The organism is Variovorax sp. J31P207 (genome assembly GCF_030316965.1).
In the GTDB taxonomy this organism is placed as follows: Bacteria; Pseudomonadota; Gammaproteobacteria; order Burkholderiales; family Burkholderiaceae_C; genus Variovorax; species Variovorax ginsengisoli_B.
The window spans coordinates 1-20,064 of record NZ_JASZYN010000002.1; the positions used below are offsets into that span (position 1 = coordinate 1).

Annotated in this window: 16 protein-coding genes and 1 pseudogene; 10 read left to right on the top strand and 7 right to left on the bottom strand. The window is 68.7% G+C overall.

Annotated elements, in window-relative coordinates:
* The 3 genes and pseudogenes from QTI68_RS05585 to QTI68_RS05595 all read left to right on the top strand — a co-directional run.
* Positions 1–136: pseudogene (locus QTI68_RS05585) on the top strand (sugar ABC transporter ATP-binding protein); the annotation flags it as partial.
* Positions 137–153: 17 nt separating this feature from the next.
* Entirely contained in the window at positions 154–1,404 is a 1,251-nt protein-coding gene (locus QTI68_RS05590; RefSeq protein ID WP_286520240.1) for an ROK family transcriptional regulator, read from the top strand.
* Between the two features lie 154 nt (positions 1,405–1,558).
* Positions 1,559–2,833 carry a phospholipase D-like domain-containing protein gene (locus QTI68_RS05595; RefSeq protein ID WP_286520241.1) on the top strand — a complete coding sequence of 425 codons (1,275 nt, stop codon included), beginning with the start codon at positions 1,559–1,561 and terminating at the stop codon, positions 2,831–2,833.
* A 33-nt stretch (positions 2,834–2,866) separates the two neighbouring features.
* Here QTI68_RS05595 and QTI68_RS05600 read toward each other — a convergent pair whose 3' ends face one another.
* Positions 2,867–3,994, bottom strand: a complete 1,128-nt coding sequence (locus QTI68_RS05600) for a sensor histidine kinase (RefSeq protein WP_286520242.1) — start codon at positions 3,992–3,994, stop codon at positions 2,867–2,869.
* A 292-nt stretch (positions 3,995–4,286) separates the two neighbouring features.
* Between QTI68_RS05600 and QTI68_RS05605 the strand changes: the two genes are divergently transcribed.
* Positions 4,287–6,803 carry an AI-2E family transporter gene (locus tag QTI68_RS05605; protein WP_286520243.1) on the top strand — a complete coding sequence of 839 codons (2,517 nt, stop codon included), beginning with the start codon at positions 4,287–4,289 and terminating at the stop codon, positions 6,801–6,803.
* A gap of 76 nt (positions 6,804–6,879) precedes the next feature.
* On the opposite strand, the gene QTI68_RS05610 is transcribed toward QTI68_RS05605, so the two are convergent.
* Entirely contained in the window at positions 6,880–7,233 is a 354-nt protein-coding gene (locus QTI68_RS05610; RefSeq protein WP_286520244.1) for an outer membrane lipoprotein, read from the bottom strand.
* Between the two features lie 371 nt (positions 7,234–7,604).
* On the opposite strand from QTI68_RS05610, the gene QTI68_RS05615 reads away from it, so the two are divergent.
* The 6 genes from QTI68_RS05615 (at position 7,605) to QTI68_RS05640 (ending at position 13,731) form a co-directional block, all read left to right on the top strand.
* Positions 7,605–8,897: an NAD(P)-binding domain-containing protein gene (locus tag QTI68_RS05615; protein ID WP_286520245.1), complete on the top strand. Its 1,293-nt coding sequence runs from the start codon at positions 7,605–7,607 to the stop codon at positions 8,895–8,897.
* A gap of 179 nt (positions 8,898–9,076) precedes the next feature.
* A complete protein-coding gene (locus QTI68_RS05620; RefSeq protein WP_286520246.1) occupies positions 9,077–9,982 on the top strand; it encodes an ABC transporter permease subunit in 906 nt (301 codons plus the stop codon).
* Positions 9,979–10,719, top strand: coding sequence for an ABC transporter ATP-binding protein (locus tag QTI68_RS05625; RefSeq protein WP_286520247.1), 741 nt, complete (start codon positions 9,979–9,981; stop codon positions 10,717–10,719). Before QTI68_RS05620 ends, QTI68_RS05625 begins: the two co-directional genes overlap by 4 nt.
* Before the next feature lie 49 nt (positions 10,720–10,768).
* Positions 10,769–11,905 (top strand): ABC transporter substrate-binding protein, encoded by a 1,137-nt coding sequence (locus QTI68_RS05630; RefSeq protein WP_286520249.1) that lies wholly within the window; start codon positions 10,769–10,771, stop codon positions 11,903–11,905.
* A 3-nt stretch (positions 11,906–11,908) separates the two neighbouring features.
* Positions 11,909–13,288 (top strand): LLM class flavin-dependent oxidoreductase, encoded by a 1,380-nt coding sequence (locus QTI68_RS05635; RefSeq protein ID WP_286520250.1) that lies wholly within the window; start codon positions 11,909–11,911, stop codon positions 13,286–13,288.
* Positions 13,285–13,731, top strand: a complete 447-nt coding sequence (locus QTI68_RS05640; RefSeq protein ID WP_286520251.1) for an OsmC family protein — start codon at positions 13,285–13,287, stop codon at positions 13,729–13,731. The genes QTI68_RS05635 and QTI68_RS05640 overlap by 4 nt, the downstream gene beginning before the upstream one ends.
* Here QTI68_RS05640 and QTI68_RS05645 read toward each other — a convergent pair.
* The 5 genes from QTI68_RS05645 to QTI68_RS05665 are packed head-to-tail and all read right to left on the bottom strand — an operon-like array spanning position 13,722 to position 19,960.
* On the bottom strand, positions 13,722–14,582 hold the full coding sequence (locus QTI68_RS05645) for an isocitrate lyase/PEP mutase family protein (protein WP_286520252.1): 861 nt from the start codon (positions 14,580–14,582) through the stop codon (positions 13,722–13,724). The two genes, QTI68_RS05640 and QTI68_RS05645, sit on opposite strands and share 10 nt — an antisense overlap.
* Before the next feature lie 18 nt (positions 14,583–14,600).
* Positions 14,601–15,794: a 2-methylaconitate cis-trans isomerase PrpF gene (gene prpF, locus QTI68_RS05650; protein ID WP_286520253.1), complete on the bottom strand. Its 1,194-nt coding sequence runs from the start codon at positions 15,792–15,794 to the stop codon at positions 14,601–14,603.
* Complete coding sequence (gene acnD / locus QTI68_RS05655; RefSeq protein WP_286520254.1) at positions 15,794–18,388, bottom strand: Fe/S-dependent 2-methylisocitrate dehydratase AcnD; 2,595 nt, start codon at positions 18,386–18,388, stop codon at positions 15,794–15,796. Before acnD ends, prpF begins: the two co-directional genes overlap by 1 nt.
* Positions 18,389–18,404: 16 nt before the next feature.
* The gene (gene prpC / locus QTI68_RS05660) at positions 18,405–19,568 is read right to left on the bottom strand and encodes a bifunctional 2-methylcitrate synthase/citrate synthase (protein ID WP_286520256.1); all 1,164 of its coding nucleotides are present in this window, start codon (positions 19,566–19,568) and stop codon (positions 18,405–18,407) included.
* Positions 19,565–19,960, bottom strand: coding sequence for an acyl-CoA thioesterase (locus QTI68_RS05665; protein WP_286520258.1), 396 nt, complete (start codon positions 19,958–19,960; stop codon positions 19,565–19,567). Before QTI68_RS05665 ends, prpC begins: the two co-directional genes overlap by 4 nt.
* Positions 19,961–20,064 lie beyond the last annotated feature (104 nt).

Here is a 20,064-nt window from a genome sequence, read left to right on the forward strand (position 1 = left end):
CGACCGCATCCACGTGGCCCGGCTGGGCAAGCGCGGCGCGGTGCTGAACCCGAAGAAGATCAGCATGAGCGACACGGTCGCGGTCATGACCGGGGCCTTGCCGCCCGAGCAGCTGCCCGCCGAATGCCTGGCGTGAGCGGGGCGGTGCTTGCGATGACGATGCCACCCTCGGCCGACGACGGGTCGCAGGAGACGACCCGGCTGCGTCCGCGCGGCTCGAGCCAGGGCGGCCTGCGCCAGTACAACGAGCGCGTGGTGCTGCAGGCGATCCGCAACCACGGCCCGATGCCCGGCGCCGAGTTGGCGCGGCTGACCCGGCTGACGCCGCAGACCATCTCGCTGATCACCAAGCGGCTGATCGACGACGGCCTGCTGCTGCGCGGCGCCCTGCTGCGCGGCAAGGTCGGACAGCCCTCGGTGCCGCTGGCGCTGAACCCGGACGGCGCCTTCTCGATCGGCATCAAGCTCGGCCGGCGCAGCCTCGACATGCTGCTGGTCGACTTCACCGGCGCGGTACGGGCGCGGCGCAGCCTGAGCTACGACTATCCCCGGCCCGAGGCGGTGTTCGGCGAGATTGCCGCGCGGCTGGCCGAGTTCCACGCGCTGCTGGGTGCCGCCGAGCAGGAGCGGCTGCAGGGCATCGGCATCGCGGCGCCGCTGTCGCTGGGCGGCTGGCAGGCATTGCTGGGCGTCGAGGCCGACCGCGCCGCGGCCTGGAACCGCACCGACGTGCGGGCGCGGGTGGCGGCGCTGTCGACCTTGCCGGTGAGCTTCGTCAAGGACACCGCGGCCGCCTGCGTGGCCGAACTGGTGGCCGGGCGCGGACGCAGCGTGCGCAGCTTCGTCTACATCTTCGTCGACACCTTCGTCGGCGGCGGACTGGTGATCGACAGCCACCTGCGCGGCGGACTCAACGGCAACGCGGGCGCGATCGGCTCGCTGGCCCTGCACCGGGCGATGCCGGGCGACACCGCGCCGCCGCCGCAACTGCTCAGCGTGGCCTCGCTGATCATGCTGGAGCGACGCTTCGAGCAAGCCGGGCTGGACCCGGACGCGGTGTCCGACCGGCGGGCGCTGCAGGCGCCGTGGCAGCCGATCACGCAAGCCTGGCTGGACGAGGCCGCACCCGCGATCGTGCTGGCCATCCACGACGCCGCCTGCCTGCTCGATCTCGAAGGCGTGATCATCGACGGCTCGTTCAGCCGCGAGCTGCTCGAGGCGCTGCTCGACGCGGTGTCGGCCGCGCGCAGCCGCTACAGCTGGGAAGGCGTCGAATGCCCGCAGCTGCTGCCCGGCACCACCGGCTCGGACGCCCGCGCGCTCGGCGGTGCGCTGCTGCCGCTGCATGCCAACTTCGCGCCCGACCGGGACCTGTTCCTGAAGCTGGACAAGGGGACGGGCTGACGGGGACCCTCGACGGGTCGGCTCGCCGGCCTACATGCGTTGACTCCCGAGGACGATTCGCGGCCAGGGCGCCTGGCGCCAACATACCCCGCTCGGCTTGGTCCAAGCCAACGGAGTACCTCTTGCCAACTTTCGACACGCGCGACGGGGCCGCATGCGACGCCACCTGAAAGCCATCGCCTGGACCTTCGTCCTCACGCTGGCCGCCATGCTGCTCGTCCTCAACTTCAGCAGCGGCGAGAAAAAGCTCGACGAGCAGGTGAGGCGCGAGTACGCGCTGCGCGATCCGCAGTACCAGCACGTGCTGGGCGTCATGCTGGGCCCCCCGATCACGCACGGCAATCGCTTCGAGGCCCTCTACAACGGGGACCAGATCTTTCCCCCGATGCTGGCCGCCATTCGCGGGGCACGGCAGAGCATCACCTTCGAGACCTACATCTACTGGTCCGGCGACATCGGCAAGGCCTTCGCCGACGCCCTCGCCGAAAGGGCCCGGGCGGGGGTCAGGGTGCATGTGCTGCTGGACTGGCTCGGCAGCGCCAAGGTGGACGAGGCATTCCTGCGCGAGATGGAGGATGCAGGCGTCGAGATCCGGAAGTTCCACAAGCCCGTCTGGTACGACATCGCCCGCATGAACAACCGCACCCACCGCAAGCTGCTGGTCGTCGACGGACGCATCGGCTTCACCGGAGGCGTCGGCATCGCGCCGAACTGGACCGGCAGCGCGCAGGACGCCGAGCACTGGCGCGACTCCCACTTCAAGGTCGAGGGGCCGGTCGTCGCGCAGATGCAAGCCGTCTTCATGGACAACTGGGTCAAGGTCTCGGGCGACGTCCTCCATGGCCGACGCTACTTTCCGCCGATCGAACCCGTGGGCGAGGGACGCGCCCAGATGTTCAGCAGCTCGCCATCCGGCGGCAGCGAGAGCATGCACCTCATGTACCTGCTGTCGATCGCCGCGGCGACACGGACCATCGACCTGTCGAGCGCGTACTTCGTGCCCGACGACCTGACGGTGGGCGCGCTGGTGGCCGCCATGCGGCGCGGGGTGCGCGTGCGCATCATCACGCCGGGACCCATCATCGACTCGCAGACGGTCCGCGGGGCATCGAGAGCATCGTGGGGACCGCTGCTGGAGGCGGGCGCTCAGATGAGCGAATACCAGCCGACGATGTTCCATTGCAAGGTCTTCACGGTCGACGGGCTGCTGGTCTCGGTCGGCTCCACGAATTTCGACAACCGCTCCTTCAGGCTCAACGACGAAGCCAACCTGAACATCTACGACGAGGATTTCGCAGCGGCACAGACTGCGCAGTTCGAGGCGGACCTGAAGCAATCCAGGCAGCTCACGCTGGCGGCGTGGCGAGACCGGCCTCTCACGGAGAAAGCCATGGAGCACGTCGCAGCATGGCTGTCGAACCAGCTGTGAGGACGAGGGCGCGGCGGACCGCAAGGCCGGCGCCTAGCCCAGCGTTCTTCGGGGCAGCTTGATGGTGAAGACGCACCCCGTGCCGGGAACATCCCGAACGGTCAGGACGCCGCCATCGGCCTCGACGCTTCGGCGCGCGATGGAAAGACCGAGTCCCAGCCCGGTCTTGTTCTCGCCGACTTGAACGAAGGGCTGGAAGATGCGCGAGGCAGCGCCTGGCGGCAGTCCTCCACAATGATCCTCGACGTCGACCAGGACATAGTCGCCTTCGGCGTGGGCACTCAGTGTGACTTCGGAATCGGCGTGGGTGAACTTCAGCGCGTTCTGCAGCAGGTTCGCCAGAGCCGCCAGGAGCCGCTCCCGATTGCCCGAAATGGCCAGCGCGGCATCGACATCGCGGACCGAGAGCGTGCAGCCCCTGGCACTGGCGCCGAGCGAGGCGCCATTCTTGGCTTCCGCGACAAATGACGCGACCGAAAAGGCCGTCTCCTGTGACGCTTCGGCCGTGCCCCTGACCTGGGACAGCGACAGGTTGAGCAGGGCCGCCAATGAAGTCAGGCTCCTTTTCAACACGGCGCCGGTCGCACCGCCGATGGGAACCTTTCCCGATTCCAGCACCGTGAATGCAAGCGTCGCGGTGTGCAGGTAGTTGCGCAACTCATGCACGAGCACGCCCAGGCGCTCGTTCTCGTCGGCGGTCTGCTGAAGTGCGACGCTGGCGTCGCGCCAGATGCCGAACTCCGTCACAGCGTCGGCAATGGCATTGTCGAGGCAACGGTTCAAGGTGCGAAACTCGTCGACGGAAAACGGCGCATCGAGCTCGACGGCGAGGTCGGTGATGGCCTGGCAAAGGTCGCCATAGTCGTGCACCACCTGGTCGACGGAAAAGCCGAGCGCCAGCAATTCCTTGCCATGTGCAGCAGCGCTCAGGCCCATTTCGGACAAGGCCGTTGCGCCACCAACGGCGGCACCTGAAATACGGAAACTCTCGTCGACCTCGCCGTTTTCCTGCGCCTCCAGCGTTCTCGTCAACTGGTCCAGAAAGATGGGCACGCCGTTGGCGAGTTGGGCGGCCGTGGCTTCTCGCCGGGGCCGCCGAGCGACCTTTGCCTTGCACCGCTCAATGAGTTCGTCGCGATGGTTGTAGAGGAATCGGTGCATGGGGTCCTCCAAGCGCTCAGTGGGAAAGTTCGGCGCTCCCGCACGTCGTCGAGGGTCACCCAAAAGTCCCATCATGCGCCTTCTGTGCGCTGCCGAAAGGGAACCCGCCCCGGGACCTCTTTTTCAAGGCGAACAATTGGCATGCTTCGATGGTGCGCGCCTTCGGCGGAAGGCGCTTCGGGGGCCTGAAGCGCTGGCTGGCTGCCTACCTCCCGGCGGGCCATTGGCCGACCCTGCCCCGTGCCGATCGGCCACAAGCTGTGCCTCACCCGTCGACAATCAAGGAATCCGCGTGAGCCCACCGACATCGATGGCCAGCGCCCCTTCACGAGAGTCGGGCACCGGCCCTGAGCACGGTGCCGCCGCGAGCGCAGCACCGGACGCCGCCGCACCTTCCACTGCCCTCGCCCTGGTCTCGCTGGTACCGGAACTGAGGACCATGGCCGGCGCGGTGACGGCAACGGTGGTGATCGCGGCCCTCTATTTCGGCCGCGACATCCTGATGCCGCTGGCCCTCGCCTTCCTGCTGGGCTTCGTGCTCGACCCGCTCGTGATGCGCCTCAAGCGGCTGGGCCTGCCGCGCGCGCCCGCGGTGATGCTCGTGGTGCTGCTGGCCCTCGGCACGATGGGCATGGCGGGCCTGCTGCTCGGCAGTCAGGTCAGTACCCTGAGCGCCGAGCTGCCGACTTACCAGAACAACATCAAGACCAAGCTCAGCGAGCTTCGCGCCCGGGCCAGCGGCCCAGGGATGTTCGACGGCGTCATCAAGACCTTCGACACCTTCAAGAAGGAGGTCGAGGACGCACCGCAAGCCCCGGCACCGGCTCGAGCGGGCGCCAGGGGCGCCACCGGCGGCACAGCGCCGGCGCCGGCGCAAGCCGTGCAGCTGGTCGAGAAGACGCCCTCGTCCTTCCAGCAAGGCATCTCGTTGCTCGAGATGGCGAGCGCGCCGCTGGCGACCGCCGGCATCGTGCTGGTCTTCGTGGTGCTGATCCTGCTGGATCGGCTGGACCTTCGCGATCGCCTGGTTCGGCTCTGGGGCGGCAGCCTGCATCGCTCGACCGATGCCATGGACGAGGCCGGCCAGCGCATCAGCAAATACCTCACGATGCAGCTGGTGGTGAATTTCAGCTATGGCGTGCCGATGGCGCTCGGCCTGTGGTTCATCGGCGTGCCGGGCGCGATGCTCTGGGGCGCGGTGGCGGCGGTGATGCGCTTCGTTCCGTACGTGGGTCCGATGATCTCCGCCGTGTTCCCGATCGCGCTGGCCTTCGCGGTCGATCCCGGCTGGAGCATGGTGCTGTGGACCATCGGTCTCATCATCGCGCTCGAGATGCTGAGCAACAACGTGATCGAGCCCTGGCTGTACGGCGCGAGCACCGGACTCTCGGCCATGTCGCTGATGGTCGCGGCGACCTTCTGGACCGCGCTCTGGGGCCCTCTGGGTCTCATCATGTCGACGCCGCTGACGGTCTGCCTGATGGTCATCGGCCGGCACCTGCCACGGCTGCGCTTCCTGGACGTCCTGCTCGGGAGCCAGCCCGCCCTCGACGCGCCCACGCGCATCTACCAGCGCCTGATCGCGGACGATGTCGAGGAAGCCATCGAACTCGCGACCGACCAGGTCGTCGACCACAACGTGCTCGGCTTCTACAACGAGACCGGGCTGCAGGTACTGCGCATGGCCTCGAGCGACCACGCCAACGTGGCGCGTGCCGAGCACCGGCATCGCGTGGTGATCGGCATCGAGGCCCTGATCGACGAGATGCGAGAGCTTCATCCCGAACCGCACGCGGCCTCCGTGCCCGCCGCGGTGGTATGCATCGGGGGCAAATGGGAAGTCGATACTCTGGCGGCGCGCATGCTGGCGCATGCCCTGTCGATGCAGGGCTGCGTCGCCTTGCCGCACGGGGCCGGCGCCGTCAACGCGGACTTCATCACGGGGCTCGACCTGGGCGGCGTGCAGTGCGTGTGCATCTCGTACTTCAGCCCCGATCCGCAGGTGGCGGCGCGCCACTTCTGCCGGCGGCTGAAGCGTCGCTGGCCCGCCACGCGGGTCGTGCTGGGCCTGTGGAATGCGCCACCGGAGCTGTTGGGCGAGGAGGCGATCCGCAACCTCGGCGCGGACGGCGTCGTCACCTCGGTCGGCGAGGCGGTGGTCGCGATCGCCGCACTGACCGGCATTCAGCCGACCGAGGGCTTCATGCAGGCGGCGCGCCCCGAAGCGGATGCCGACAGGCTCCATGCCCTGCATGCCAGCGGCGCGCTCGATCCGCGCGCGAAGGAACTCTTCGATGCCGCCACGCAGCGCGCGGCCGACGTGTTCGACGTGCCGATGGCCATGGTGTCGCTGATCGAGGAGAAAACGCAGGAGGTGCGCGGCGCCTACGGCGAGCTGCGCGCGCCGGCCAGCCCGGATGCAGCACCGCTGCGCGGCGACGACCTCGGCATGCCGCGCGAGCTGTCGATGTGCGGCCACGTGGTCGCGAACGCACAGACGCTGGTGGTGCCTGATGTTTCGAGGGACCTGCGCTTCGCCGGCAACCCCGCGCTGCAGGGCAAGGGGCTGCGCTTCTATGCGGGCGCGCCGCTGCGCGGACCGGGCGGCCACGTGCTGGGAACGCTGTGTCTGCTGGATGTCGAACCCCGCGCGCTCAGCCAGAGCGAGGTTCGCCTGCTGGAAGCCATGGCCAAGGACCTGATGCAGGCCCTGCAGGCCTCGGCCGCACAATGGGGCGAGATGGTGGCGGCGCCGGCGGCCATGGGTCCGCCGTCGGCCACGGTCGGTCAGCTGCTGCCGTCGGGCTGACGCGGACCGGACGCGAAGCCGCGCGGCCGCCAGCGCGGGAGCGACTCACACCGCGCCAGCTTCATCGGAGGCAGCGTCACTGAGGCACGACGCGAGCGCCCTCGCCGTTGCCCTGGATGAAGACCCGCTGGCCCACTCGCAGGCCGGGGGTCACCGGCTGCGTCACCTCGACCAGCACGCCACTGTCGGTGCGAACGAAGATCTGCTGGCCTTCCAGCGGCCGGCTGTAGCGCTCGGCGATCTGGCTCCCGGCAACGCTGCCGCCGATCGCGCCCACCACCATGGCGACATCGCGGCCGGTACCCCCGCCGATCAGGCTGCCGATGCCCACGCCGGCGAGCCCGCCGAGCACGGCGCCCACACCCGTATGGTGAGAGGTCGGGATCTCCGTTGGCGCGATCTGCTCGATCTTGCCTTGCCGGATCGTCATCGACCCTTGCTGCGATCCCGGTGCGGCGCAAGCGGTGAGAAGGACAGCCATTGCAAATGCGGAAAACAAGGAGAAGAGGCGCGCTTTCATTGGATTGGACTCCGGTACAGGGTGGATGAAACCGATGCGGATCGGGCTCGGGAGACGGCGAAGGCAGATTCGCCAGCCTCGTGCGCGCACTATGTGCTGCTTCCACGGCGGCGTCTACTGCACTTAGGGGCAATTTCGCGCATGCCACCGTCGCAGCCCTTGCCGGCTGTTCCAGGCCCGCTATTGCCACGCCGCGAACGTCGGGTGCATCATCGCCCCACTCGGCTGCCAGGCGATCTCCCTCCGTGCACCGCGCCGTTGGGCCATGAGGAGGAGCATCCATGCAAGCCACCCCATTGCTCGACCTGGCCATCGTCGGCGGAGGGGTCGCCGGCGTCATCCACCTGCACTACGCCCGGCAGTCGGGCCTCGATTCGCTGCTGCTCGAAAAGCAGGACGGCGTCGGCGGCCTGTGGCGCCAGCTGCCGGCGTGGCAGGACATCCAGATCAGCCCGGCCGACTGGACCGTCGGCGATCTGCCGCTGGGTGGCCCGAAGCAGCCCTGCATCCTCGCCAACATCGAGGCATGGGTCGAGCGCTTCGACCTGGCTGACCGCATCCGGCTCGACAGCCCGGTGTCTCGTGCGCGCTACACAGGCACATGCTGGGAGCTCGATACGCCACGCGGCACGGTGCGGGCGCGTCATCTGGTGGCGGCCACCGGGGGCCACAACACGCCGGCCATACCCGATGTGATTCGTCGCGACAGCGAATTGCGAGAGCTGCACTCCAGCGCCCTGCGCGACCCGGCCGAACTGACCGGACGCGAAGTGATCGTGGTCGGCGGCGGCGCCTCGGCCTTCGACTTGCTGGACCTGTGCCTGGAGCACAAGGCGCGCCGGATCGCATGGGTGTACCGGGGCTTGCGCTGGTTCACGCCGACCGGAAAGCCGAAGGCGATCGCCGGCAGCGTGCGGCCCTACGCGAAGATGCAGGCGAGCGGCATGACCGTCACGCAGCAGAACGAGACGATCGGCGCCGACCTGCTGTCCCGCTATGAAAAGTTCGGCATCCAGTCGATCCGACCCCGGAGCTTGCTGGACGTGCGGCAAGACCAGCTCATACCCGGCCGCGCACGCATGCTGGCCAGCTTTGCCGAGTTGGAGCGGCATCCGGGCAGCGTCGAGAAGATCGAGGGGCGCCACGTGACGCTGTCGGACGGCACGCGGCTCGCGGGGGACGTGCTCCTCTGGGGCACGGGCTACCAGACCGACCTCTCGTACTTCGAAGAGCCGCGCATTGCACGCGTGCGAACCGTCGCCGAACTGGCCTCGCGCTGCGCCTGCATCTTCCGCAGCCTGGACGCGCCCGACCTCTATTTTCCGGGCGTGGGACTGGACGGCATCGGCGCCGCGCCCTGGGCTTTCATGCTGATGGCGCGATCCGTCATGTCGCACATCCGCGGCACGGCGCAGCTGGACATGGAACCTGTCGACTGCAGGCTCAACCACTTCGACATCGTGCGCTACCTCGCCGAGCGGGACCCAGGCACCTACGCCGGCGAATGGGGCTGGGACTTCTATCGCGAGTTGGCACTCGGCACGCCGGACGACCAGCCCTACCCTCTGCTCTGACGCCGTTGCGCGGCGACCGCGGCTCGACCGGCCGCATGCTCGCTTTCCTCATATCGACATGCGGAAATCCAAGTTCACGCGCTGAACCACGGGCGATAAGGTTCGCCCTCGCCCCGTGTGTGTTCGACCCGCACGCTTTCGTGCCGCTGCTTCGCCTCGCGCACTTCGCATCGCCTTCCATGAGTGCCGTCCTCCCCCGCCTGTCCGCCGAGCCATCCAACGCCCCGCCCGCCGTTGCCCCCGCGAGCCACATCACCGTCATCGCGGACGCCGTGAGCGATCCGAAGCAAGCGACTTCGATGCGCAACGCGCCCAGCCGCTGGCGCCTGCTGCTGCCCTGGCTGCTTCCGGTCGTGCTGGTCGCGCTCTGGCAATACTTCTCGGCCATCGGGCGGCTGCCCGCGGGCATCCTGCCGGCGCCGTCCGAGGTGCTGCGCGCCGCCTGGGTGCTCGCCGAGCGCGGTGAACTCCAGCGCGACGTCCTGGTCAGCCTGCGCCGCGTCGCCATCGGCTTCCTGACCGGTGCCGCGACCGGCCTGGTGCTGGGCTTCCTGGTCGGCCTGTCGAGCCTGGCGCACGGCCTGCTCGACCGCTCGCTGCAGATGGTGCGCACCATTCCGCACCTGGCGCTGGTGCCGCTGATGATCCTGTGGTTCGGCATCGGCGAGGAGCCGCGCGTGCTGCTGGTGGCGATGGGCTCGCTGTTCCCGGTCTACATCAACACGATGAGCGGCATCCGCGGCGTCGATCCCAAGCTGATCGAACTCGGCCGTTCCTACGGGCTCGGTCCCTTCGGCCTGATCGCCGGCGTGGTGCTGCCGGGCGCGCTGCCGCCGATCCTGACCGGCATCCGCTATGCACTCGGCGTGGCCTGGCTGACATTGGTGGTCGGCGAGACCATCGCCTCGCGCGACGGCATCGGCTACATGGTGCAGAACGCGCGCGAGCTGCTGCGCACCGACGTCATCCTGTTGGCGATCGTGCTGTATGCGATCGCCGGCTGGCTGGCCGATTCGCTCACGCGCGCGATCGAGCGGCGCCTGCTGCGCTGGCATCCGAACTATGCCAAGGGAGCGGCGCGATGACCCGGCCATCGCCCCATGGCGACGGGCTCAGCCTGCGCGGCGTCGCCAAGGCCTTCGGCCAGCGCAGCGTGCTGCACGCGCTCGACCTGGAGATTCCGGCCGGCCAGTTCGTCGCCCTGATCGGCGCCAGCGGCGTCGGCAAGTCGACCCTGCTGCGGATCGTCGCGGGGCTCGAGCCACCGACCTCGGGCCGGGTCGAACTGCGCTCGCGCAGCCCCTCGCCGGACATCCGCATGATGTTCCAGGAAGACCGGCTGATGCCCTGGCGATCGGTGCTGCGCAACGTCACGCTGGGCCTGCGCGGCCGCGACGACGACGCCCGCAGGCTGCTGGCCGCGGTGGGCCTGGCCGGTCGCGACAACGACTATCCGGTGGTGCTGTCCGGTGGCCAGCGCCAGCGCGTGGCGCTGGCGCGCGCGCTGATCCACGAACCCGAATTGCTGCTGCTCGACGAACCCTTCGGCGCGCTCGATGCGATCACGCGGGCGTCAATGCAGCTGCTGCTCGAAGGCCTGCTCGCGCGCCGGCCGCGCACCGTGCTGCTGGTCACGCACGACGTCGAGGAGGCGCTGATCCTGGCCGACCGCGTGCTGCTGATGCGCGACGGCCGCGTGGCCCGCGACCTGTCCATCGACCGCGAGCGGCCGCGCCATCGCGGCGACCCCGAGCTGGCCGCGCTCAAGGAGGAGCTGCTCGAAGGGCTCGTGACTGCGCAGGCCGCGCAGGCGGGCGCCTGAGCCGTTCTCCCCCCCGTTTCTTTCCAGACCCATCACAGGACTTTCTCCCATGCCGATCGACAAGCACATTCATCCCGATACTGCAGCCCTGGCCGCAAGGCGTCGCTTCCTCAGCCTGAGCGGACTGGCACTGGCCGGCGGCGCCGGCGCCCTGGCGCTGGTCGGCTGCGGCAAGAACGATGCGCCGGCCGCCGCGCCCGCTGCAGCGGCACCCGCCGCACCGACCGCCGCCGCCGTCCCGCAACTCACGATCGCGATCATCGGCGACGGCCGCACGGGCGTGTTCGCATCTCTGCGCGCCGGCGACGGCGGCCGCAAGCTCGAAGACGAGATCGCGGCCAAGGTGGTGTGGCAGCCGGGCTTCACCGCGTCGCTTCCGGTCATGGAAGGCATCAAGGCCGGCGGCGTCGACTTCAGCTTCGCCACCGCCACGGCGATCGTCAACGCGGTCGCGGCGGGCGTGCCGATCGTGCCGCTGGCGGCCTACCCGCTGCCGGCCACCGAGGTCGACGTGCTGGTGGCCAAGGATTCGCCGATCCGCTCCGCCGCCGATCTCAAGGGCAAGAAGATCGCCCACCAGAACGGCACCACCGGCACCTACAGCCTGATCAAGTACCTCGAAAGCGCGGGCCTGCGCCTGTCCGACGTGCAGGCGGTCAGCCTCAGCGGCGCGGACGCCTACACCGCCTTCGCCCAGGGCAGCGTGGACGCATGGATCCACTGGCAGCCGGCCAGCGGCCTGGCCCTGGCCAAGCTCGGCGACAAGGCACGCACGCTGCCGGGCGTCAAGACCTACGACTACGCCTTCTACGTGGCGCGCACCGACTTCGCCGACAAGAACCCGCAGGTGGTGGCCCGGCTGGTGCGGCTGATCCGCGAGGCGCAGCAGTACGCGGTCGCGCATCCGGACGAGACGGTGGCCTCCTGGGCCAAGCTCGGGGGCTTCGAGCCGGGCAGCGTCGAAGAGAAGGTCTATCGCCAGCTCATCGTCGACGCCCGCCTGTCCGATTCGGGGGCCGTCGTGCTCAAGCCGATCGACGGCGCGGCCGCCGACTCGACGCAGGACCTGGCCGACAACTTCCAGTCGCTCGGCGTGCTGCCGAACAAGGTCGACGTGCGCAGCTTCCTGCTCGACCCCAAGTTCGATTCGATCAAGAAGCTCGTCGCCGCCGAACTGGGAGCCTGATCCATGACCCGACCCAGCGACAAGAAGATCCACCTCGCGGCCTTCGTCACCGCAGGCCCCGGCCGTCCGGGCGGCTGGCGCTACCCGGCATCCGAAAGCGGCTGGCTCGATGCCGACTACTACCAGGGCATCGCGCGCACGCTCGAAAAGGGCCTGTTCGACCTCGCCTTCTTCGCCGACATCCTCGCGGTGCCCGATCGCTACCAGGGCAGCAACGACACGCAGCTGCGCTACGGCGCGCTCGGGTCGCTGCGGCTGGACCCGGTGGTGGTGCTGTCGATCATGGCGGCCGCGACGCGGCACCTCGGGCTGGCCTCGACCCGCTCGACCAGCCACTACGAGCCCTTCGAGGTCGCGCGCTCGTTCGCGACGCTCGACCACCTGAGCGCCGGCCGTGCGGCCTGGAACGTGGTCACCTCCTTCCAGGATGCCGAGGCCCGCAACTTCTCGAAGAAAGAGCAGGTCCCGCGCAACAAGCGCTACGACCGGGCCGACGAGTTTCTGGAAGTCGTCTTCAAGCTGTGGGACAGCTGGCAGGACGACGCGCTGGTGCAGGACCGCAAGACGCCGCTGTTCGCCGACCCGGCCAAGGTGAACTACGTCGACCACGAGGGCGAATGGTTCAGCGTCAAGGGGCCGTTGAACGTGTCGCGGCCGCCGCAGGGCTATCCGGTGATCCTGCAGGCCGGCGCCTCCGACCGCGGCCGCGATTTCGCGGCGCAGTGGGCCGATGCGATCTTCGTGAGCCACGACTCGCTGGACAGCGCCAAGGCCTTCTACAAGGAGATCAAGGACCGCGTGCGCTCGCATGGCCGCGACCCCGATTCGCTCAAGGTGCTGCCCGCGGCGACGCCGCTGGTCGGCGAGACGCAGGCGATCGCCGACGAGAAGGACCGGGCGCTGCGGGCCCTGGTCGATCCGCATGCGGGACTCTCGACGCTGTCCTACCACCTCGATGTCGACCTGTCGAAGTACCCGCTCGATTCCTCGCTGCCCGACATCGACGTGCCCGGCGTGCAGGGCCACTACCAGGAGGTGCGCGAAGCCACCGAGCGCGACAAGCTGACCCTGCGCGACCTCGGCAAGCGCTACGGCAGCCGCTATGAAGGCGACCTGATCGGCACGCCGGAGAAGGTGGCCGACGGCATGGAGCGCTGGTTCCGCGAAGGCGCCTGCGACGGTTTCATGATCAGCGCGCCCTACCAGCCCGGCGGCTTCGAGGATTTCGTGCGGCTGGTGGTGCCCGAGCTGCAGCGGCGCGGCCTCTACCGCACCGCCTACGAGGGCGCGACCCTGCGCGAGAACCTCGGCCTCGAGCGTCCGGGCGTCGGCGCCTGGAAGGAACGGGCCGCCTCGGGCGTCCGCGCCAGGAGGGTGGCATGAGCGAAGCGGCCGCGACCGGTGAGATCGTCACGGTGCGCGCGCGCACGCTCGACACCTTCGGCCGCTTCCTCGCGAGCGCACGCCAGCATCACTTCGTCTCCGATGCGAAGGCAGCGGCCGGCGGCCCCGGCGACGCGGTGCAGGCGGGCGAGCTGCTGCTGGCCTCGCTGGCCTCCTGCGGGCTCGGGCTGGTGCAGAAGACGGCACGCGAGCGCGAGCTGCCGCTGAAAGGCGCCGAGGTCGAGGTCTCGTTCGAGCGCGACCCGGATGACGGCACGCGCTACGCGGCCATCCGGCTGGCCTTCGTGCTCGAAGGGGTCGACCTGCCGACCGCCCGATCGCTGGTTGATGCCTTCACGGGCACCTGCCCGATCTACAACACGCTGCGCCGCGGCGGGCCGATCGAGGCCACGATCGCGATCCGCACCGGCGATCAGGTGTAGCGCTTTTCCAGCGCATCCCAGTCGGGCTTGCCGACCAGACGCTGCCGCTCCGCGAACGGCACGACCAGCGCCGGGTCCTCGTCCACGCGCCTGGAGTCGCGCAGCACCGTCAGCGCCTTCTGCATGCCCGCCACCGCACCCTGCAGCGCCGCATTGGCGTAGAGCACGATGCCGTAGCCGAGCCGGCCCAGCTCGTCGGCGCCGAAGATCGGCGTCTTGCCGCCGATCACCATGTTCATCAGCTGCGGCTTGCCCAATCGCCTCGGCAGCGCGCGGATCTCATCCGCGGTGGTGACAGCCTCGACGAACAGGATGTCGGCACCCGCCTGTGCGAACAACTGGGCACGTTCGAGGGCGGCCTCGAAGCCCTGCGTGGCGCAGGCGTCGGTGCGCGCCATGATCAGGAAGTCCGGATCGTGCCGCGCGTCGACCGCCGCCTTGATCTTGCTCACCGCCTCCTCGGTGGAAATGACTTCCTTGCCCGAGAAGTGGCCGCAGCGCTTGGGCGCCACCTGGTCCTCGAGCTGGATGCAGTCGGCGCCGGCCCGCTCGAGCACGCGCACGGTGTGACGCACGTTGAGCGCGTTGCCGAAGCCGGTGTCGGCATCGACGATCAGGGGCAGGTCGACCGCATCGCGGATGCGCGCGGTGTGGTCCGCGATCTCGTGCAGGCCCATGAATCCCTGGTCCGGCATGCCGAACCACATGTTGGTGACGCCGGCGCCCGTGACGTAGATGGCTTCATACCCCAGGTCTTCGATGACCTTGGCGGACAGCGCGTTGAAGGCGCCCGGGACGATCACGCCGCGACGGGCTTCGACCAGCGATCTGAGTTGCTTGCGGGTGGACACTGGAAAGACTCCTGAGATTCAAAAACTGTCGCCAGGCACGCGGACCTGGCCTTCCATCAGCACGCGGGCGCTGCGGCTCATCAAGGCCTTGGTGACCGTCCACCGGCCGTCGATCCGCCTGGCTTCGGCGCCGACGCGCAGCGTGCCCGAAGGGTGGCCGAAGCGCACGGCCGTGCGTTCGCCGCCACCGGCCGCCAGGTTGACCAAGGTGCCGGGGATGGCGGCCGCGGTGCCGATGGCGACCGCCGCGGTGCCCATCATCGCGTGGTGCAGCTTGCCCATGGACAGTGCGCGCACCAGCAGGTCGACGTCGGCCGCGTTCACCGGCTTGCCGCTGGAGGCCGTGTAGGCCGCGGGAGGCGCCACGAAGGCCACCTTGGGTGTGTGCTGGCGCAGGCCGGCCTCGGCGATGTCCCGGATCAGCCCCATGCGCACGGCGCCGTGGGCGCGAATGGTTTCGAACATCGCCAGCGCGGCGTCGCTGCCGTTGATCGCGTCCTGCAGCTCGGTGCCGGCGTAGCCGATGGCATCCGCGTTGACGAAGATGGTCGGGATGCCGGCGTTGATCAGCGTCGCCTTCAAGGTGCCGACGCCAGGCACTTCCAGGTCGTCCACCAGGTTGCCGGTCGGGAACATGGCGCCACCGGTTTCGCCGTCACCCTCGTCGGCCGGATCGATGAATTCCAGCTGGACCTCGGCCGCCGGGAAAGTCACGCCGTCGAGTTCGAAGTCGCCCGTCTCCTGGACGGCGCCGTCGCTCATGGGCACGTGCGCGACGATGGTCTTGCCGATGTTGGCCTGCCAGATCCGCACCGTCGCCATGCCGTTGCGCGGCAGCTGGCTGGCATCGACCAGTCCGTTGCCGATCGCGAAGGGCCCGACGGCGGCGGAGAGGTTGCCGCAGTTGCCGCTCCAGTCGACGAAGGGCCGGTCGATGGCCACCTGGCCGAACAGGTAGTCGACATCATGGCCGGGCCGGCTGCTGCGCGACAGGATCACCGCCTTGCTGGTGCTGGAGGTCGCGCCACCCATGCCGTCGATCTGCTTGCCGTAGGGGTCCGGACTGCCGATGACGCGGAGCAGCAGCGCGTCGCGTGCCGGCCCGGGACGCTGCGCCACCTCCGGCAGGTCCTGCAGGCGAAAGAACACGCCCTTGCTGGTGCCGCCGCGCATATAAGTCGCCGGGATCTTGATTTGTGGCGTGTGTGACATCAGGCCGGTTCCGTGGAAGCAAGGAAGTCTTGCGCAAAACGCTGCAGCACGCCACCGGCTTCGTAGATCGAGAGCTCCTCCGCGGTGTCGAGGCGGCAGGTCATCGGCAGCTCGACGACCTCGCCGTTGCGACGGCGGATCACCAGGCTCAGGTCGGCGCGCGGCCGGCGCTCACCCACGACGTCGTAGGTCTCGGTGCCGTCCAGGCCCAGCGTCAGCCGGTTCACGCCCGGCTTGAACTCCAGCGGCAGCACGCCCATGCCGATCAGGTTGGTGCGATGGATGCGCTCGAAGCCCTCGGCCGCGATCGCTTCTACGCCTGCCAGCCGGACGCCCTTGGCCGCCCAGTCGCGCGAGCTGCCCTGGCCGTAGTCGGCGCCGGCGATGATGATCAACGGCTGCTTGCGCTGCATGTAGGTCTCGATGGCCTCCCACATGCGCACCACCCGGCCCTCGGGTTCGATCCGGGCGAGCGAGCCCTTCCGCACCTTGCCGTCGACCACCGCCATCTCGTTGACGAGTTGCGGATTGGCGAAGGTCGCGCGCTGCGCCGTCAGGTGGTCGCCGCGGTGCGTGGCGTAGGAATTGAAGTCTTCCTCGGGAAGGCCCATCCGGTGCAGGTATTCGCCCGCCGCGCTGTCGCGCAGGATGGCGTTGGACGGCGACAGGTGGTCGGTCGTGATGTTGTCGGGCAGCAAGGCCAGCGGGCGCAGGCCACGCAGCGTGCGCTCTCCGGCCAGCGCACCCTCCCAGTACGGGGGGCGGCGGATATAGGTGCTCTGCGGGCGCCAGTCGTACAGCGGGCTGATCGGCGCGTGGCCGGCCACGCCGATCTTGAACATCGGATCGTAGACGCGGCGGAAGTGCTCGGGCTTGACGCTTGCTGCGACCACGGCGTCGATCTCGGCATCGCTCGGCCAGATGTCCTTCAGCGTCACGGCCAAGCCGTCGGCGTCAATGCCGAGCACATCCTTCTCGATATCGAAGCGCACGGTGCCGGCGATCGCGTAAGCCACGACCAGCGGCGGAGACGCCAGGAAGGCCTGCTTGGCATAGGGATGGATCCGGCCGTCGAAGTTGCGGTTGCCCGACAGCACGGCCGTGGCGTACAGGTCGCGCTCGATGACCTCCTGTTGTATCGCCGGGTCCAGCGCACCGGACATGCCGTTGCAGGTGGTGCAGGCAAAGGCCACGATGCCGAAGCCCAGCCGTTCGAGTTCGCGCAGCAGGCCAGCCTCTTCGAGGTACAGCTGCACCGCCTTGGAGCCGGGCGCGAGCGACGACTTGACCCAGGGCTTGCGCACGAGACCGCGCGCATTCGCATTGCGCGCCAGCAGGCCGGCGGCGATCACGTTGCGCGGATTGCTTGTGTTGGTGCAGCTGGTGATGGCCGCGATGATCACCGCGCCGTCGGGCATCCGGCCCGGCACGTCCTCCCACTCGGCAGCGATCCCGCGCGCGGCCAGCTCGGAGGTCGGCAGGCGCTTGTGGGGGTTGGACGGGCCGGCCATGTTGCGCACCACCGCGCACAGGTCGAAGCGCAGCACGCGCTCGTATTCCGCAGTGGCCAATGCGTCCGACCAGAGTCCCGCTTCCTTCGCATAGGCCTCGACGAGGCGAACCTGCTCGTCCGTGCGTCCGGTGAGGCGCAGGTAGTCGATGGTCATCCGGTCGATCGAGAACATCGCCGCCGTGGCGCCGAACTCGGGCGTCATGTTGGAGATCGTCGCCCGGTCGCCCAGCGTCAATGCCGAGGCGCCTTCGCCATGGAACTCGAGATAGGCGCCCACCACCTTCTGCTGGCGCAAAAACTCCGTCAGCGCCAGCACGATGTCGGTCGCCGTGATGCCGGGCCCTGGCTTGCCGGTGAGCTCGACGCCGACGATGTCGGGCAGCCGCATCCACGAAGCGCGGCCCAGCATCACGCTTTCGGCTTCGAGCCCGCCGACGCCGATCGCGATCACGCCCAGCGCGTCCACGTGGGGGGTGTGGCTGTCGGTGCCGACCAGCGTGTCGGGGAAGGCCACGCCGTCCTTGGCATGGATGACCGGCGACATCCGCTCCAGGTTGATCTGATGCATGATCCCGTTCCCCGGCGGGATCACCTCGACGTTCTTGAAGGCCTTCCGGGTCCACTCGATGAAGTGGAACCGGTCTTCGTTGCGACGGTCTTCGATGGCGCGGTTCTTGGCGAATGCATCCGGATCGAAGCCCGCGAACTCGACCGCCAGCGAGTGGTCCACGATCAACTGGGTCTGCACCACGGGGTTCACCTGGGCCGGATCGCCGCCCCTGTCGGCGATGGCGTCGCGCAGGCCGGCCAGGTCCACCAGTGCGGTCTGTCCCAGGATGTCGTGGCACACGACGCGGGCCGGGAACCACGGAAAGTCGCGGTCGCGCCGGCGTTCGATCAACTGCAGCAGCGAGTCGTCGAGGATGGCCGGGTCACAGCGGCGCACCAGGTTCTCGGCATGCACGCGCGAGGTGTAGGGCAGCCCGGCCCAGGCGCCGGGCCGAAGGGCATCGACGGCTTCGCGGGCGTCGAAATAGTCCAGCGACGTGCCCGGGAGTTGCTTGCGGTACGAGGTGTTCATGCGCCAGTAGTTCTTGTCAGCGGCGCTCGCCGATGGGCAGGAACGCCAGGTCCTCGGGCCCGGTGTAGTTGGCGCTCGGGCGGATGATCTTGTTGTCGATGCGCTGCTCGATGACGTGCGCGGCCCAGCCGCTGGTGCGGGCAATGACGAACAGCGGCGTGAACATCGCGGTCGGCACGCCCATCATGTGATAGCTCACGGCACTGAACCAGTCGAGGTTGGGGAACATCTTCTTGGCGTCCCACATCACCGTCTCCAGGCGCTCCGCGATGTCGAACATCTTGCTGGCGCCCGCTTCATCCGACAGCGACCTGGCGACGCCCTTGATGACGACGTTCCGGGGATCGCTCACGGTGTAGACCGGATGGCCGAACCCGATCACGACCTCCTTGGCCTCGACCCGGCGACGGATGTCGGCCTCGGCTTCGTCGGGCGAGTCATAGCGCTTCTGGACCTCGAACGCGACTTCGTTGGCGCCGCCGTGCTTGGGCCCGCGCAGCGCCCCGATGGCGCCCGCGATGGCCGAGTACATGTCGCTGCCGGTGCCGGCAATGACGCGGGCCGCGAAGGTCGAGGCGTTGAACTCGTGCTCGGCATAGAGGTTCAACGAGGTGTGCATGGCGCGTTCCCAGGCGGCGCTGGGTTGGGTGCCATGCAGCAGGTGCAGGAAGTGCGCGCCGATGGAGTCGTCGTCGGTTTCGAGCGCGATGCGCCTGCCTTGCGTGGACCAGTGGTACCAGTACAGCAGCATGGAGCCCAGCGAGGCCATCAGGCGGTCGGCGATGTCGCGCGCACCCGGCGCGTTGTGATCGTCCTTCTCGGGCAGCGTGCATCCCAGGGCCGACACCGCGGTGCGCATCACGTCCATCGGATGCGCGCCCGCGGGGATCTGCTCGAGGGCCGACTTGACGCTGGCCGGCACGCCCCGCATGGCCTTGAGCTTCGCCTTGTAGGCCCGCAGTTCGGCCGCCGTGGGCAGCTTGCCGTGCACCAGCAGGTGGGCGATCTCCTCGAACTCGCAGACCTCCGCGATGTCGAGGATGTCGTAGCCGCGGTAGTGCAGGTCGTTGCCTGTGCGGCCGACGGTGCACAAGGCCGTGTTGCCGGCCGTGACGCCCGAGAGCGCAACGGATTTCTTCGGCTTGAACCCTGCGGGTGCAGCCTGGGTGGCGGTAGTCATGCAGTCTCCTTGTCCAGATAAGAGCGATCGATGGGAACGGGGCGTCCTGCGGCATCCACGGCCACCATCTCGAACACACCCTTGAGAACTTCTTCCTGCGGCGCACCGAGCGTCTCGGCCAGCCCCGTGACGCATACCGTCATCGAGCTGCGGCCCACCCGGCTGACCCAGGCACGCAAGGTCAGCACATGGCCGACCGGAATGGGCGACAGGAATTCCGCCCCGGTCACACCGGCCATCACGACGTCGCGCCGGGCCAGGCTGCGTCCCGCGAGGAAAGCCGCCTTCGCCATGAACTGCAGCCCATGGCCGGCAAAGAGCGTTCCGTAGTGGTTGGCCTGATCCGGAAAGACGATGTCCTTCAGTTCGACTGTGCCGCCGGGTGTTGTCATGCTTCGCAATTTACGCACAATCGAGTCCTTGCAGAAGGACTAAAAGGGCGAATATTTGCGAAGAAGAATCCGCAAAGTTGCGAATTTTGCAAATTCTTAAAGCC

What these genes read in the sequence shown, in the direction of transcription:
- QTI68_RS05590 (WP_286520240.1), top strand. Translation starts at nt 154, where the DNA reads ATGACGATGCCACCCTCGGCCGACGACGGGTCGCAGGAGACGACCCGG.
- QTI68_RS05595 (WP_286520241.1), top strand. Translation starts at nt 1,559, where the DNA reads ATGCGACGCCACCTGAAAGCCATCGCCTGGACCTTCGTCCTCACGCTG.
- QTI68_RS05600 (WP_286520242.1), bottom strand. Translation starts at nt 3,994, where the DNA reads ATGCACCGATTCCTCTACAACCATCGCGACGAACTCATTGAGCGGTGC.
- QTI68_RS05610 (WP_286520244.1), bottom strand. Translation starts at nt 7,233, where the DNA reads ATGACGATCCGGCAAGGCAAGATCGAGCAGATCGCGCCAACGGAGATC.
- QTI68_RS05615 (WP_286520245.1), top strand. Translation starts at nt 7,605, where the DNA reads ATGCAAGCCACCCCATTGCTCGACCTGGCCATCGTCGGCGGAGGGGTC.
- QTI68_RS05620 (WP_286520246.1), top strand. Translation starts at nt 9,077, where the DNA reads ATGAGTGCCGTCCTCCCCCGCCTGTCCGCCGAGCCATCCAACGCCCCG.
- QTI68_RS05625 (WP_286520247.1), top strand. Translation starts at nt 9,979, where the DNA reads ATGACCCGGCCATCGCCCCATGGCGACGGGCTCAGCCTGCGCGGCGTC.
- QTI68_RS05630 (WP_286520249.1), top strand. Translation starts at nt 10,769, where the DNA reads ATGCCGATCGACAAGCACATTCATCCCGATACTGCAGCCCTGGCCGCA.
- QTI68_RS05635 (WP_286520250.1), top strand. Translation starts at nt 11,909, where the DNA reads ATGACCCGACCCAGCGACAAGAAGATCCACCTCGCGGCCTTCGTCACC.
- QTI68_RS05640 (WP_286520251.1), top strand. Translation starts at nt 13,285, where the DNA reads ATGAGCGAAGCGGCCGCGACCGGTGAGATCGTCACGGTGCGCGCGCGC.
- prpF (WP_286520253.1), bottom strand. Translation starts at nt 15,794, where the DNA reads ATGTCACACACGCCACAAATCAAGATCCCGGCGACTTATATGCGCGGC.
- acnD (WP_286520254.1), bottom strand. Translation starts at nt 18,388, where the DNA reads ATGAACACCTCGTACCGCAAGCAACTCCCGGGCACGTCGCTGGACTAT.
- prpC (WP_286520256.1), bottom strand. Translation starts at nt 19,568, where the DNA reads ATGACTACCGCCACCCAGGCTGCACCCGCAGGGTTCAAGCCGAAGAAA.
- QTI68_RS05665 (WP_286520258.1), bottom strand. Translation starts at nt 19,960, where the DNA reads ATGACAACACCCGGCGGCACAGTCGAACTGAAGGACATCGTCTTTCCG.